12 protein-coding genes are annotated in these 14,077 nt (G+C 63.3%); 4 read left to right on the top strand and 8 right to left on the bottom strand.

Annotation, left to right across the window (positions count from 1 at the left end; genetic code table 11):
- Positions 1-15: 15 nt before the first annotated feature.
- Positions 16-1,317: a diaminopimelate decarboxylase gene (gene lysA, locus BJQ95_RS06360; RefSeq protein WP_130178573.1), complete on the bottom strand. Its 1,302-nt coding sequence runs from the start codon at positions 1,315-1,317 to the stop codon at positions 16-18.
- A 183-nt stretch (positions 1,318-1,500) separates the two neighbouring features.
- On the opposite strand from lysA, the gene BJQ95_RS06355 reads away from it, so the two are divergent.
- Entirely contained in the window at positions 1,501-3,108 is a 1,608-nt protein-coding gene (locus BJQ95_RS06355; protein WP_256041551.1) for a CdaR family transcriptional regulator, read from the top strand.
- 31 nt (positions 3,109-3,139) lie between these two features.
- On the opposite strand, the gene BJQ95_RS06350 is transcribed toward BJQ95_RS06355, so the two are convergent.
- Positions 3,140-3,877, bottom strand: a complete 738-nt coding sequence (locus BJQ95_RS06350) for a MerR family transcriptional regulator (RefSeq protein ID WP_130178575.1) — start codon at positions 3,875-3,877, stop codon at positions 3,140-3,142.
- Positions 3,878-4,042: 165 nt separating this feature from the next.
- Positions 4,043-4,750 carry a CPBP family intramembrane glutamic endopeptidase gene (locus BJQ95_RS06345; RefSeq protein ID WP_130178576.1) on the bottom strand — a complete coding sequence of 236 codons (708 nt, stop codon included), beginning with the start codon at positions 4,748-4,750 and terminating at the stop codon, positions 4,043-4,045.
- Between the two features lie 335 nt (positions 4,751-5,085).
- Here BJQ95_RS06345 and BJQ95_RS06340 point away from each other — a divergent pair, with 335 nt between their 5' ends.
- A complete protein-coding gene (locus BJQ95_RS06340) occupies positions 5,086-5,997 on the top strand; it encodes a CPBP family intramembrane glutamic endopeptidase (protein ID WP_130178577.1) in 912 nt (303 codons plus the stop codon).
- A gap of 69 nt (positions 5,998-6,066) precedes the next feature.
- Here the strand turns inward: BJQ95_RS06340 and BJQ95_RS06335 are convergent, their stop codons facing one another.
- A complete protein-coding gene (locus BJQ95_RS06335) occupies positions 6,067-6,729 on the bottom strand; it encodes a stage II sporulation protein M (RefSeq protein WP_130178578.1) in 663 nt (220 codons plus the stop codon).
- 126 nt (positions 6,730-6,855) lie between these two features.
- Positions 6,856-7,827 carry an NAD(P)-dependent alcohol dehydrogenase gene (locus tag BJQ95_RS06330; protein WP_130178579.1) on the bottom strand — a complete coding sequence of 324 codons (972 nt, stop codon included), beginning with the start codon at positions 7,825-7,827 and terminating at the stop codon, positions 6,856-6,858.
- A 134-nt stretch (positions 7,828-7,961) separates the two neighbouring features.
- On the opposite strand from BJQ95_RS06330, the gene BJQ95_RS06325 reads away from it, so the two are divergent.
- Positions 7,962-8,528, top strand: a complete 567-nt coding sequence (locus BJQ95_RS06325; RefSeq protein ID WP_130178580.1) for a TetR/AcrR family transcriptional regulator — start codon at positions 7,962-7,964, stop codon at positions 8,526-8,528.
- A 143-nt stretch (positions 8,529-8,671) separates the two neighbouring features.
- On the opposite strand, the gene BJQ95_RS06320 is transcribed toward BJQ95_RS06325, so the two are convergent.
- From BJQ95_RS06320 to BJQ95_RS06310, 3 genes are all read right to left on the bottom strand, one after another.
- Positions 8,672-9,460 carry a class I SAM-dependent methyltransferase gene (locus BJQ95_RS06320; RefSeq protein ID WP_130178581.1) on the bottom strand — a complete coding sequence of 263 codons (789 nt, stop codon included), beginning with the start codon at positions 9,458-9,460 and terminating at the stop codon, positions 8,672-8,674.
- Positions 9,461-9,469: 9 nt separating this feature from the next.
- Positions 9,470-11,008: a bifunctional diguanylate cyclase/phosphodiesterase gene (locus BJQ95_RS06315; protein WP_130178582.1), complete on the bottom strand. Its 1,539-nt coding sequence runs from the start codon at positions 11,006-11,008 to the stop codon at positions 9,470-9,472.
- A 130-nt stretch (positions 11,009-11,138) separates the two neighbouring features.
- Complete coding sequence (locus tag BJQ95_RS06310; RefSeq protein WP_370688374.1) at positions 11,139-11,582, bottom strand: STAS/SEC14 domain-containing protein; 444 nt, start codon at positions 11,580-11,582, stop codon at positions 11,139-11,141.
- 214 nt (positions 11,583-11,796) lie between these two features.
- Between BJQ95_RS06310 and BJQ95_RS06305 the strand changes: the two genes are divergently transcribed.
- Positions 11,797-13,698, top strand: coding sequence for an ABC transporter ATP-binding protein (locus BJQ95_RS06305; protein ID WP_130178583.1), 1,902 nt, complete (start codon positions 11,797-11,799; stop codon positions 13,696-13,698).
- The last annotated feature ends 379 nt before the right edge of the window (positions 13,699-14,077 follow it).

Below are 14,077 nucleotides of genomic sequence, written 5' to 3'. Positions count from 1 at the left end.
GTCGTCATGGCCGCGTCACCACGGGCCTTCGAGGGCCGGCTGGTGCAGCCGGAGCAGGTCGTCGTAGCCCTGTCGTTCCGCGCCGACCCGGGCGACACCGTTGGCGCAGAAGATGATGGGCGGGATGAGTGCGCCGTTGTAGTTGTTCGCGAGTGTGTAAGCGTAGGCCCCGGTGACGGGCATGGCGATGAGATCGCCGACCTGCGGATCGGCAAGATTCACCGGCCCGACGAGCAGGTCGCCCGATTCGCACTGCCGGCCGACCACGTCGCTGACTACAGCGCGCGGAAGGGACATCTTGTTGGCGACGACGGCCTCGTACCTCTGCCCGGTAAGCGCAATATCGAGGTTGTCGGCCATTCCGCCGTCGACGGCGACAAAGGTCTTGCCGGTCTTCTTGACCGTGTTGACGGTATAGAGGGTGACACCAGCGCGAGCCACGATCGCGCGGCCTGGTTCGATCATCAGCTTGGCCCCTCGCGGCAGCAAGCGTCGGGCGGCTTCCGTCACAGCGTCGAGGTACTCGTCGACGGTCGGGGCGCTCTCCGAGTCGGTGTACGCAACGCCGAGTCCGCCTCCGATGTCGTAGGCCGCGAAGGGTCCCAGGGCCGCCACGGATTCCACGGCCTCAACGAACTGGTCGGTACCCAGTATCTGTGATCCGACGTGCACGTGAATGCCGTCGAGGCGAAGCAGCGGGCTCTCCCGCACGCGTCCGATCGCCGCGCGGAGCTGGTCGACGGGCAGCCCGAACTTCGACTCATGTCCGCCAGTCGCCTGGGAGGCATGCGTCCGGGCCGAAATGCCGGGAATCATTCGGATCAGGATCCCCTGCTCCGCGGTCGCGAGTCGGTCGAGTCGGTCGAGATCGTTGAAGTTGTCGACGATGATTCCGGCCACGCCGGCGTTCAGCGCCATCGTGATCTCGGCGTCGGACTTGGCGTTCCCGTGCAGATAGATTCGACCGGGGTCGACTCCGGCCGCCAGCGCCATGACGAGTTCGCCGCCGCCCGCCACGTCGACGCTGAGGCCTTCCGATCGGGCGATCGCGTACATCGCGACGCACGGAAGGGACTTTGAGGCGAAGATCACTTCCGAGTTCGGCCAGCGGATGGCGAGCCCGTCGATGAAACGACGGATCTGCCGACGCAGCCCCACCTCGTCCATGAGGTAGCTGGGAGTGCCGAACCGCTGGGCCAGGTCAACGACGCTGCAACCACCGATCGTGAGTTCCCCATCAGCAGTGATGCCGGATACCTCGGGAAACAGAGCGAGGAGCTCCGTCTCGGCGGTGTCGAGCTCCTGCGCTGTCGTCATGGGCTTCCTCAATGTGTCGGGCCAGGTGCGGCCAATCGGCGGGTCACGCCGACGCGGGTTTGGGTTAGGTTGAGTTTCGTCGGTGACCGGGACCCTGGCTTTGGCTCATCCGCTATGCTTTCGGGCAGCCGATTGTGGGATCGAACAAGAAAATGGCACGGCGTGCCGGGAAAGCGGCCTTCAGTGAAACCCGACACCAATCCCCTCACCCTTGGGGGCCTCATCGACACTCTCGGCAGTCAACTCATTCACTCTCTGACGGGGGCGATCGGCCTGGACCAGTCAGTGTCCATTCCCGTGGTCTACGATCCCCTCGACGACCTCCCTGATATTCCGGGAGGCGTACTTCTGATGACCGGAATGGATCCGTCCACCGCCGACACGCTCAGCGCCTTGCGAGTCGCCGCGGTTCGTGGGTTCTGTGCGATCGTGGTCAAATTGCGCGGGTCCACGCCCCTGGAGCTGGTGCGCGTCGCCGCCGAGATCCCCATCGCCGTGCTGAGCGTCGTGGACGACGCACCCTGGACGCACATCGGAAACCTCATCACCGCGGTCATCCGCAGCCGATCGCTCGTCGACCCGACCGACTCTGCCGCGGGCAGCGACCTGTTCGTGCTCGCCAACGCCGTCGCCACGGCCTTCGACGGTGCGGTGGCGATTGAGGACGTCGACCGCAACGTGTTGGCCTACTCCAATCTCGAGCATCATGAGATCGACCCGTTGCGGCGCAGTGGCATTCTCTCGCGCCAGGTTCCCGATCTGGCAAAGCACAATGAGCAATACCGGCGGGTCATGGTGGCCAACGGGATGGTCCGGTTCCCGTTCGACGCTTCGGACGGAGAATTGCCGCGCTGTGCCGCCGCGGTGCGCGCCGGCCGGGAAGATCTGGGTTCCATTTGGGTGATCGTGCCCGAAGGCGGAGTCCACCCTGATGCGGAGGCCGCTCTGCTGGAGGCCACGAGGTTGGCGGCTGTACAGATCCTGCAGGCCCGCAGTTCGGTCAACTTCGAGCGGCAGGTCCGCGCAGAGTGGTTGAGGTCGGTCTTCGACGGGTCGGTCGTTGTCGCGAGCACCGCGACCCGTTTCGGCGTGGTTCCGGGCGTGGCATCGGTCGTCGTCGCATTCTTATTCAAGGCCGCCGAGACCGGTGCCTCCCCACCGCTGATGCGCCAACTGACCGGTGTCATCGAAGGCCACTGCAGCGTCTTCAGGGCGAACGTCTCCTGCGTGTCCATCGGGCCGATCGTCTATGTGCTCTTCCCCGCTGTGCGCGACGCTACCTTCCCGTTGAGGCTGGCACAGGGGGCCGCCGCCGCCGTCGAATCCCGGCTCGAGTGCGGCGTGTATGCGGCACTCAGCTCCCCGAAGACCGGCCCCGAACACCTCTCCGACCTGCGGCATGAGGTCGATGAAGTACTGGGCGTTTTGTCCAGTGCGGGTCACTTCCCCGATATCGCCAGCGCCGGCGACATTCAGGCCCAAATGCTGCTGCTCCACCTCAAGCGAGAGCTTCGCGACAAGCCACGGCTCAGGCATCCGGGGGTCTCCGCCCTGATCAACCATGACCACGCCAAAGGGTCCGAGTACCGGGCCAGCCTGTGCGCCTATTTCGCGGCGATGGGTGACATGGCCGCGGCAGCGCAGCACCTGAACGTGCATCCCAATACGCTGCGCTACCGCATCAAGCGAGCAGAGACACTGTTCGGGCTACGGCTCGACAGTGCCGACGATCAACTTGCGATCTGGATCCAGCTGCGCCTCGCGGAGGACCACGCCACGCTCGGCAGTTGAGCCTTGAACCGCCACCGAAGGCTGGAAAGGCTCAACTCGGGGAAGATTCCGCGGCGGGGTGGAGAATCTCGTTGACGCGCCGCAGCACATCCAACTGTGCCGGGTTGTAAAGCTCGTTCATCGCCTCGCCGATGACGCTCTCGGCGAAGGCCGATCCCCGCACCGAGCCGGCGCCGGGGTCCATGAGCCAGGGGTACTTGTCGTTGAGGTCTTTGACGTGCGGGGCCAATCGCACCGCAAATTGCTGCCGGGATGCTTCATCTGTATCGGCGGGCAGGGCGATGAACTCGGCATCCTGCGAGCTTCGGCGCGCGTACTGCAGCATCTCCGCGTGCCCGGCCATCGCAGTGGGACCGAACACCTGCGAATAGATAAGGATTAGGGCGCGATTGGCATCCGGGAGGTCCGTTGCGATTTCATTGAATCCCGGAGGCAAATCGGTCGGGGCTCGGTGGTGAAGAATAGATTCGAGCTCTGCCCTGACCTGTTGGAGCCGACCGATTCTGTCGGCGAGCTCGGCATCGATTGCCCGCAGCGTTTGGTCCGTCCTGTCGTCGCCCTGTCCTAAGAGAGCAACCTGGGCCAGAGGCACACCGAGGTCCACAAGTCGCTTGATTCGCAGCAGGCGCACCAGGTGGGTGACTTCGTAGTGCTTGTATCCGTTGCTAGCTCGCTCTGGATCGTCAAGAAGGCCGATCTCGTGGTAGTGCCGAACGGTCTTTACCGTTGTGCCGGCGAGCTCCGCGAGCTGGCGGGTGCTCCAGGTCATCAATCCTCCTGCCCCAGGATTCACCGGATCGGTTTGGCTACTGGATCACCAGACCATGCCCGTGCGGCAAGGTCAAGCGAATCCGTCAATGTCTCCGAAATGGTGGCCGGCGGTCGATGGAACGGGTGGAGATCCCGTCTCTGCGGGGCCCGTGGTGACTCTTGGTCAGGGTGTCGCAGCGGCCACGATGACGGGAAGCATGAGCGCGGCTGTGTTGTTGACGCCGTGCAGCATGACGCCGGGCCAGATCGATCCGGTCCGGCGGAAGAGCAACGCCGCGAGGACTCCCACGACGAAGGCGCGCCCCATGATGGGGTTGATTCCGTGGGCGGCGGCGAAGATGGCGGCGCTGGCGATGATCCCGATCCAGGCCCCGTATCGCGCGAGCAGTGAGTTGGCGATGACGCCGCGGAAGAATGCCTCTTCGCCGATCGGGGTGATGACCGATCCGGCGACGAAGGTGAGGACAAGCGACAACACGCCACCCGCCGCGCCGGCCTGATACGACGCCTGAACGTTCTGCACTTCGCCGCCCACGGCCATGAACGCGAAGGCAGCAATCGACAAGATGACGAACGCGGCGAGGCCGAGGGCGGCACCCAGGGCGAGGTGGCGTACTTTCGCGCGGCGAAAGCCGAAGGGCGCCAGGCCGCGAATGCGAACGAGCACCACGACGGCCAGGGCGATCAGCCCCATCAGCCCGGAGACGAACAGGCCGACAACTCCCGTGACACCGTCATCTTCGATGAGAGGCAGAAATACCGCAACAAGACCGTACGATGCGGCGTAGGTGACCGCGCCGGCGAGAATCTCAGGCCATCCTGGCGCTGGGGCTCGTTGCTCGACAAGTGTGTTGTTGGTGAAAGTAGTCATTTGTTGCTCCTGACGATCTCGAGTGGTTTGCGGCAAAACCGCGCATGTTCGCTGACACTGTTCATTTCACTCGAATCGGAGGTATCGCTGTAGTAGCGCTCTGTCACCCGATATCTGTGACACAGCGTCACTACCCGCAGACGTCTGCACCCCCGACCCTCGGGGTGCTTGCGCCGTAGCACCCCCAACAAAGAGGATGTTCTGCGCGGTGATGTGTTCCGCGGGCGGCAAGATTCTTTGCTTGACCGTGTGGTGGGAACAAGGTGTGTACTCGTGGGAGACGAGACGCGCGCGGCCCGCCGGTGCGCGATCACAATTTCTTTCAGGAGACAGATATGACCAGCCCGCTTCACACCACCCTGTCCGACCGACCCTTTGGGGTTCACTTCCGTCTCCCCCGGTGGAAATCGCTAATCGTTCTGATTTCCGTGCCAGTGGTATTGCTGCTTGTACAGGTCCTGGTTTTCCAAGCGGTCGCAATGATCGAAGGTCCTGCGGATCCGTTGAAGCCTCGACTTACGCCGTTGACATTACTGGCGTCAGGAATCAGCACTGCCATCACGGCGCTCATCGCAACGGTGCTAGTAGCCCGGTTAGCGAAAATTTCGTGGCGGAGCGTCTTCAGCCACAACCGCAAGTTTGATTGGCGGCGTCTAGGACTCTATTTCGCTGTTTCAGCGGTGCCGGTCGGACTCAGTGTTATCGTCACTGCCCTCATCGCTCCCGGATCGACAGGTTGGGGCAACTTCGAGGTCGGAGCCACCACGATTGTCATCATTCTCGTGACATTGGTGGCCACTCCACTGCAGTCCGCCGGCGAGGAAGTCGCGTTCAGAGGGGCAGTCGTTCCGGCGGCCGGGTCGTGGTTTCGCAGTGTGCGCCCCGCGATCCTCCTTGGCATCGTCCTGTCGGGTGCGTTGTTCGCCCTCATCCACGTGTCACTCGACCCGTGGTTTGTCAGCTACATGTTCGTTTTCACGGCGTGCACTGTGTCAATGGGCCTGATCAGCGGCGGGCTCGAAGCCGCGATGGCGTTCCATGTCTCAAATAACATCATCGTGAGCATCATCAACGCCTTTTTCGCGGGCAACGACGCGACCGTAGTTGACCGCGGCGCTGGCTCCGGTCCTGGAGCATCACTAGTCATCCTCATGGTGATGAACGTCGTAATGGTCGGCACGGTTTGGCTGATCGAGCGCAAGAAGCGCAGCGCACGTGGTCCCAAGGTGCTTGTGTCTGCTGGCTAAGTTCCCCCCCAACGTAGGCACCCCGCCGCCCTCGTTCCAACGAGAGCGGCGGGGCTAACGGCCCGACCACTATCCGGCGAGCTCGGCGACCTGAGGCAGGATGACGTAGATCAACGTGACCGCCTCGTAGAGCGCGCCGATGACCAGCAGCACGAAAGCGGGCAGGATCAGCCAGCCGAACTGCTGGAGTCCACGCAGGTAGCCCCAGCGCCGGTTGGAAGCACCGACTGTTCGAGGGAAGATCCAGGACCGACCGAGGATGTAGGCGCCGAGGGCGAGGAGTACATAGGCCTCTATCTCGACGAGCACCGTCACGAGATGTGGGAGCATCACGCCCCAGAGGTCCGACCCACTTGCGGCGAGGGTCAGGCCGATCTCGGCCACCTTATAGCCGAAATATCCAATGCCGGCAAACGGCACGACAAGGGAGGGCAAGACGATTACGGCGCCGACGTTTACTGCGTTGTTGTAGAGAATGGCCAGCGCGAAGAACCAGACGTTGCCGAGAAGCGGCGCGATTTGGTCTAACGTGCCGTCCGCGACGAGCCCGTTCACCTGCCCAGCGCTCAGTTCAGGGAAAAGCATCCCCACAATGAATCCCGCCACCAACAGCCCGAACAGCGCAACGTTCAGGACGACAAACGGTCGGCGGTTTTCGTGAATGACCTGAAATGGTCTGAGAAAAACGTTGGTGCGTCGTTCGGTCGTTCGGATACCTGGTTGTGTAGTCATGGGACCACTCAAAACCATATTCCAACCACAGTGTCAAGGGCGACTAGCTGTGGCGGCATTCTCGCGGCGTTTATGTCATGCCACGTAAGCGTTCAGCATCCACATCGCCCATCTGACCGTTGAGGACTACTCCGAGATCGAGATGACCACTTTCCCCTGTACGCCGCGGGTCTCAAGTGCGGCATGTGCGTCCGCGGAACGGGCCAGCGGAAAGACGCGATCGAGTACGGAGCGGATCTCTCCCCGCTCGACCTGTGCGGTGAGCCGCTGGAAGTCGCGCCGTCCAGGCTTGCCCTGAAAGTAGCGGATGCGTCGAGTGCCGAAAGCAGCGCTGGCTGCAATGGTCACAAGGCCGCGTATCGGCGCCTCCTTGTTGAAAGCGATCGACACCATTCGTCCGCCCGGCGCCAGCAGCCGGCGAAACGCGAGCAGGTCACTCCCGTGCGCATCGAAAATGACGTCAAACCTGCCCAGTTCCTCACGCTGCGTTACCCGGTAGTCGTACACCGCATCAGCTCCCAACCCCCTCACGAATTCTTGGCTGGACGCACTCGCGAGCGCCGTCACGTGCGTCCCGAGCGCCTTCGCGAGCTGCACTGCCACGCTGCCGACGCCACCTGCCGCGCCTCGCACAAGCACTCGCTCACCGCGCTGCACGCCGGCTTTTTCCACCAGACCGGTATAGGCGGTCGTGCCGCCAGCGAGGAGCGTGACCGCTTCCTCCGAGGTGAGATTGTTCGGTGCCCGTGCGATCTGGATCGCGGGAACACTCAGGAACTCGGCAAGCGAGCGGGGCCCTCCCTTCTCATCGACAATCCCCCAGACCCGGTCGCCGATGGATAGTCCGCCAAGATCGGCTCCGGGATCTGTGGCGATGAGTGTTCCAGCAAAATCGATTCCCAGTTGCTTCGGGAAACGACGGCCGGTGAGAAGACCAAGCGTGCCCGACCGAAGCAATAGGTCCGCGCCGTTGACTGAGACGGCGTCGACTCGCACAAGGACCTCTCCTGCTCGCGCCTCCGGCATCGGAAGAGTCCCTTGGTAAAGTTCCTCCGGGTTGCCGTACCGATCGAACAGGACTGCCCGCATGCTCTCCATGATGTGCTCCTTGCTATATTTGACCACTAAGTGGTGTGGCCTCTCCAATTACAGACGATAGCATGTAACTGGACAGGGCTAACCACTTACGAGTTTCGCCCAACCGGTATCGTGCTGAAGAGAAAGGGCAGGCCATGACTGTTGCCGAACGTCGACTGCGAGCGGACGCCGCGCACAACCGCCAGCTGATTCTGGACGCCGGGCGCGCGGCATTTGCGAGCGACGGGATTGACGTCTCGATGGCCGAAATTGCGCGACGCGCTGGTGTCGGATTCGCCACAGCGCAACGCCGCTTCCCAACGAAAGACCACCTGCTTCGCGAAATTATCGCTGAGGAGCTCTCAGGCATGCAGGAGGCAGCTACCGACCCCGCTTCAGCAGGCGACCCCTGGCAGGCATTCACCACGTCAATTCGCACGTGCGCGGCTCATCAGGCTTTGCACCCTGGCCTTGCGGGAGCGATCGCTGAAAGCGTGAGCGCCGCAGCTCTCACGGACCCCGCAGGACACATCGGCTCGATGTTTACCTCTATCGCCCAGCACGCCTCCAACGCCGGAATGCTGCGTCCGGACGTCACTTTGGGCGACGTGCTTGCCATCCTCCAGGGGAACGCGGGAGTGATCGCCCACTCGCCCGGGAACGAAATGCCCGCCTCGGCACGCTTCGTCGAGCTCGCGCTGCGCGGCCTTCGCGCCAGCTAAGCGCCAGCAAGCGCCATACCGGCCCGACGCTGAAATGCTGCTCCGCTACACCACCTTCAATGTGGCGGCCGCTCGCCCTCCGTTACGACCTAGACCGGACTATGGCTCCGAGGTTTAACGCTCAGGGCGGAAGTTCGTTAGATCTACCTGCCGGCCAGAAGAGCGAAATATCCCGGAACCTGCTGCGAAAGACCGGTGGATTTCATCGGGACCACTTCGATGTTCACAGGCCCGTCCGCGATCAACTGCCAGTCGGAATCCGAAAATGTGCTGTGCCGTTCCTGGGCGCCGAAACGCCCGGGGCGGGGCAGGTTTTCCAGGGCGCTCTGCAACTGCCGAGGTATGCGTCGCGGGGTGGCGCCCAGCTGCTGCAGGTAGGCGAGGCTGTTTCCTTGGAAGTTGGTTTCGGCGAGGAACAGCCGGCCGCTGCGCCCGATGACGGTTCGAAGGTTGGCAGCCAACATGGACTGTTTGTCGGGTTTCAGGACGTGAAAGACTCCGCGGACGAAAACGTTGGCAGGACCCGTCCGCTCCAACAGGTGCTCTCCCGCACCTACTCCCGCAGCATCCATGACCATGAAGTCGGCGTTCTGGACGCCTTCAGCTTCCCTCCTCGCCAACTCGACCGCGCCGGTTGAGACATCGATGCCGAGCACGCTGGGAAAAAGACCGGCAAGCCAGCGGGTGTTGGTTCCGTTGCCACACCCGACGTCAATCACCGGAAGAGCCGGATCAAAGTGGGCTACGACGGCGTCGGAGTACTGTGCATGCTCGGTCTGGGATCCGGAGTCCCACAGCACGTCTCCGGAACGGCCGGTGGTGTGGATTCCGCGCCAGTAACTATCCCACGCGGCCGCCGGGTCTTTTGGTGCCCGGGAAGTGAGGCGTACTACTGCTGGGACAAGCAGCATCTGTTCCCAAAGCTTTGGCATGCCCTAACTCTACTGACGCTGCGTAAGACTCCGGAGCCGATCCGGCACCTTCGCGGGCGGCAGCGGGTAGCTGTAGTAATAGCCTTGCCCGTACAGGCAACCCATGGCCTGCAACTGGATCGCCTGCTCGGCGGTCTCGATGCCTTCCACGATCGCTATCAGTCCTGCAGAGGAAATCAGCTGAAGAATGGCAGCAATGAATTTCAGCTGCTGCGGGTCCGAGCCCATGTCCTGAATCAGGGATTGGTCGACCTTCACCGTGTCCGCGGGAAGCGACCGGAGATAGCTGATGGATGAATAGCCGGTACCGAAGTCATCGATTTGCAGCCCCACGCCCATGTCCCGCAGCCCGCTGAAGACCTGTTCTTCCGCCGTTCCCCTAGACATCAACACGGTCTCGGTGATCTCCAAAACCAAACGCCGCGGAGCCACCTGATACCGGTCCAGCGTATCCCTGATGTCCTCCAGCAGATCGCTGCGAAGCAGTTCGGCGGCGGAGAGATTGATGTGCAGACGGAAGTCCGTCAGGTCAGGTGCGGTTTCGCTCCAGCGTCTCATCTGGGCGACTCCTTCATGCAGCACCCACCGCCCCAGCTCTTGGATCAGGCCGGTTTCTTCCGCAATGTGAATGAAGCTGTCCGGCATGATGATTCCGCGCACGGGATGATGCCACCGAAGGAGGGCTTCGATACCGATGACCCTGCCGGAGGCCAATTCGACCACCGGCTGGTACCGCAGTGCCAGTTCGCCGCCGGCAACAGCGCTGCGCAGTTCGGCGGTTATGCGCGAGCGTTCCCGGACAGCGTCGAGCATATCGGGGTGGAAGAGCTGGACGTTGTTGCGACCCTGCTCCTTCGCCTGATACATGGCGATGTCAGCATCGCGCATCAGCGCCTCGGCTGGATACCCCGGCGTGCCGATGCAAACCCCGATGCTGGCCATTGCCCAAACCGTTTCGGTTCCGACACGCACGCTGTCCTGCAGTAGCTCGGATGCCCGGTGCGCAATTTGCAGGATCTCCTGTTCCGTGGCCTCGGTGATGACGATGGCGAATTCATCCCCACCCAGACGGGCCACTGTATCGGTGGCCCTGACGGCGGATCGGAGACGCTTGGCCACCTCGACCAGCACTGCGTCACCGGCACCATGGCCCAGAGTGTCATTTATGGCCTTGAAAGAATCCAGATCCAGCACCAGCACGGCCGGGGCTTTCCCGCTGTCCGAACTGGCCAGGATTGCCTCCTGGATCCGCTCGTTGAGCAGGGTCCTATTCGCCAGGCCTGTCAAGGCATCCGTCTTGGCCATCTGTTCCAGCTCAGCCTGCGCTCGCCCCAACATGGCGGTGCGTTCGGCAACCCGCAGTTCCAGATCAGAGTAAATATGGTCAAGTTCCTCCGCGAGCAGGTTGACACCCGTGATGACAGCATCGATGTCATCCCTACGTTCGGAAGCTTTCATGCGTGTGTCCAGCTCACCGGCAGCCAACCGCACAATGGTCTCCACCAACTGCTGCAGGCGCGGGTCCTCCGGGGCCTTTCCCGGGCTCATATCGTCCAAAGGTTCAGTCCACGACAGGAAGTCTGGCCCTGTGCAGACCCCAGCTGAAGAACTGCCAGCTGCCCCGGGGTCTCCCTGAATCGATCTGTCACGTCCTGAATCCAGCGGCACTTCCCGGCGCTCACTCACGGACACTAAGCCAGTCCAAGGCCGCGCTGCGCGATGTAAAAAAACGAGTCGGACACGGCGGGACGTGCACACCGAGGAAGAAGTTCGCCAGGACCCGGTCTACAGGCGATTCGCCCAACAGAGCAATGCGCGAGGCGCTGCAGGGAATGGACCAAACCGCCCTGGCCTCACGGCTAACCGAACCGACTGCTGCCATGTCGACGAGCATGGGATGCTCTTCCTGCTGGCAGACCTCGTTGACTTTCGCCATCGCGGCCCGAGCGTCCTCAACCTGAACGTGAACCCCGGGCAGCCAGCGCAGATGGATCAGCCCGTCAGCACTCATTTCTATGCTGAGCTTTGCCTCGTTTGCAGCAACCGGATCCACCACTATGTGTCCTCCCCCCGAGCACGCCGCCGAACCATTCAGCCGCTCCTCAAAGATACTCTTGTCCATCGATTCTTCCGTCACGATCAACGTTGGGTGGATGCGGTCCTTGCCTCTAACGGGCGCGGGACACCCCATCGTGGGCGCTCGGCGACAGTCGTGGACTGACCGCGGACCCGACGTGACGCTGACCGGCGAACCGCTCGTCACCTCGGCAGCCGCGTCGCAAAGCTCGGGCAACCCGCCATCTAAGCTGAGTCTGGTGCCCACGGAAGGAACCTCAATGAGCATGGAAGGCGCGGCCTGGAGCTCGCTGTACAAGATCTCTACCGCCAGGGACGGCAAACACGGCTTCTCCCGTGAGTCCGTTCGGCGGATCCTGACGTTCGCGGTGCCCTACCGGTCCAAGCTGCTGATCTTCATCACCCTCTCCACCGTGGGAGCCTTCCTCGCGGTCGCGACGCCGGTGCTCGCCGGCCAGGTGGTCGACGTCATCGTCGCCCAGGGCGCGGTCAGCACAATCGTTTGGCTCGCCGTTGTCATCGCCCTGGTGGCCGTGGCCGACGCCGGCGTGTCACTCGTTACGCGCTGGTACTCGGCGCGGATCGGCGAAGGCGTGATCCTGGACCTCCGCACCGCCGTCTTCAACCACGTGCAGAAGATGCCGATCGCGTTCTTCACCCGCACGCGCACGGGCGCCCTCGTGAGCCGCCTCAACAACGATGTGATCGGCGCTCAGCAGGCCTTCAGCGGCACGCTGTCCGGCGTGGTCACGAACCTCGTGGCGCTGATCCTCACCCTGATGGTCATGCTCAGCACGTCCTGGCTCGTGACGGTTCTCGCCGTGATCATGCTCCCCATCTTCCTGATACCCGCCCGCCGCATGGGCAGCCGCCTCGCCGCGCTGCGCCGCGAGGCCGCCGATCACAATTCCGCCATGAGCACACAGATGACCGAGCGCTTCTCGGCACCCGGCGCCACCCTCGTCAAGCTGTTCGGCCGGCCCGACGAAGAGGCCGAGGAGTTCCGTGTCCGCGCCGCCCGCGTCCGCGACATCGGGGTGCGCACCGCGATGCTGCAGTTCGTCTTCTTCACCGCACTAATGCTCGTCTCCGCTCTCGCCCTCGCGCTCGTGTACGGGCTCGGCGGCTCCCTCGCACTCGCCGGCCAGCTGAATACCGGTGATGTGGTCACCCTGGCGCTCCTCCTCACCCGCCTCTACGCGCCGCTGACCAGCCTCGCAAACGCCCGGGTGGAGATCATGAGCGCGGTGGTCAGCTTCGAGCGCGTCTTCGAGATACTGGACCTCGACCCGCTCATCAAGGAGAAGCCCGACGCGGTCGCCGTGCCCGACGGCCAGGTGTCCGTCGAGTTCGACAAAGTCCGCTTCGCCTACCCGTCCGCGGACAAAGTGTCCCTCGCCTCTCTCGAGGAGGTTGCCACGCTAGACACCCGCGGCGGCGAGGAGGTGCTGCACGGCGTCTCCTTCAGGATCGAGCCGGGGCAGACCGTTGCCCTCGTTGGTTCGTCCGGTGCCGGCAAGTCCACCATTGCGCAGCTCCTCTCGCGCCTGTACGACGTCGACACCGGCGCCGTACGCCTCGCGGGCACGGATGTCCGCGACGTCACCTTCGCCTCCATGCGGCACACCCTGGGCATGGTGACGCAAGACGGCCACCTGTTCCACGAGACCATCCTCTCCAACCTGCGCCTCGCAAGGCCGGAGGCATCCGACGACGAAGTGTGGGACGCCGTCCGCCGTGCGCGGCTCGAGCCGCTCATCCGGTCCCTGCCGGACCAGCTGGACACCATGGTGGGCGAGCGTGGCTACCGGCTCTCCGGAGGTGAGCGCCAGCGGATGACCATCGCGAGGCTCCTGCTCGCCCAGCCGCGCGTCGTCATCCTCGACGAGGCGACGGCGGCGCTGGACTCCACGTCTGAGGCCGCCGTGCAGGCGGCGCTCAGCGAGGCGCTCGAGGGACGCACGGCGATGGTGATCGCACACCGCCTCTCCACCATCCGCAGCGCGGACCTGATCCTCGTGGTTGAGGACGGCTCGATCGTGGAGCGCGGTACGCACGAGGAACTGCTGGCTATGGGTGGGCGGTACGAGGAATTGCACCGGACCCAGTTCGCCGTGCAGAAGAATGTTGCGGCGGATGAGGAAGCGCTGAGCGGGATCTAGTCGCTGAGCTCGGTTCCCTTGAACCCGTGACCCGCTGGAGGTTCTGGCTTTAGGGAACGTGGCGCATTGAGGATGTGCCAGCGAGAAAGCGCCCGCGATGACATGCGGTGGTCTTCAGCGCAATCGCTTGACCCTGTGGCAGGAACATGGCGTTTCATTCAGTTGTCATGGATCGCAACAACCATCGACACATCAGAAGCAGTTGTCAGCGCCCTTTCCGGCACGGCCGCGAACACAGCAGCGCGTACGAGGGCCCACACAAAAGGAACACCATGAATGCGGACCGCCCAGGGCTGATCGACCCCGCCCTCGTCCTACCCTCCACAAAAACCGTCGAAATCACCACCGGCTCGATCGACGCCAAACGTTGATAACTCGC

Origin of the sequence: Cryobacterium sp. SO1, assembly GCF_004210215.2 — a bacterium.
GTDB lineage: Bacteria > Actinomycetota > Actinomycetes > Actinomycetales > Microbacteriaceae > Cryobacterium.
This window is presented reverse-complemented; position numbering and strand designations above follow the sequence as displayed.